General features: G+C 50.1%; 2 protein-coding genes. Both read left to right on the forward strand.

Going from position 1 to position 982, the window contains the following annotated elements; all coding sequences use genetic code 11:
• Nucleotides 1–372: SAM-dependent methyltransferase (locus A3763_RS20680; RefSeq protein ID WP_231872275.1), on the forward strand; the 372-nt coding region annotated here is incomplete at its 5' end.
• Nucleotides 365–982, forward strand: a 618-nt coding sequence (locus tag A3763_RS20685) for a cobalamin biosynthesis protein (RefSeq protein ID WP_068760439.1), incomplete at its 3' end; no start/stop codon positions are given. The genes A3763_RS20680 and A3763_RS20685, both read left to right, overlap by 8 nt.

Consider the following 982-nt stretch of genomic DNA (forward strand, 5'->3'; position numbering starts at 1 on the left):
CCCTGTCAGGTGATCCCAGGTATTTCGTCTGTGAATGCTGCTGCCAGCGCGATGATGCAACCGCTTACAATGTTAAAAGAATCGTTTGTTGTGGTCAGTGGCCGTCATCAGGATTCGCAAATAGAGCGAGCCCTTAGCGAGCACGATAGTGTGGTGATCATGAAAGCAGGGCAGGCCCGCCCAAGAATATTGGCATTGCTTGAGCGAACGGGAAGATTAGCCGACGCCACGTATCTTGAATATATCGGCCGAGATAATCAGAAGATTGTGAGCGATATAACTCAATTATCTCCAGAGCAAGGGCCGTATTTTTCTTTGTTTGTGGTTTTACCATCGGCAGATCGTAGCTCAGAGGAGAGAAGTCGTGATTAGAATTTTCGCGTTAACCGAAGCCGGGCGCTGTTTGGCAGAACGCTTAGCAAGCGCAATTAGAACCGATTCAACTGCGCTTACGAATGAAGTCGAGGTGTCGTTTAAACCGCAACCCTTTGCGCAAACGGTGCAAGACTCATTTCGCGCCGGCGAACGACAGATTTTAATCTGTGCCACAGGCATTGTCATGCGAACACTCGCGCCGGTAATGGTGAACAAACATGAAGACCCGCCCGTCCTCGTTCTGGATGAACGTGGCGAATTTGTTATTCCCTTGCTGTCCGGGCATGAAGGTGGCGCGAATGAGTTTGGGCGAATTATTTCGGAAGTACTCAGTGCAAGCTTGGTCTTAACGACGGCGGATCCGTATTTGAAACCAATCTACATCGTGGGCATGGGCTGCGAGCGGCATTGCCCTGAGTCAGAACTTCGTGCCTTGCTAGAACAATGCCTTGTGGAAAAGGGTTTAGAGCTTTCACAGATTAGCGGCATCGCAAGCATTGATATTAAGGCGGACGAACAAGGGTTAATCGATTTGGCGGCATCCCTGGCTTTACCGTATCTCACATGGGACAAAGATCAGTTGGCGACGGTTGAGTCTCAGCTGAGC

The sequence above is a fragment of the Oleiphilus sp. HI0128 genome (assembly GCF_001635365.1).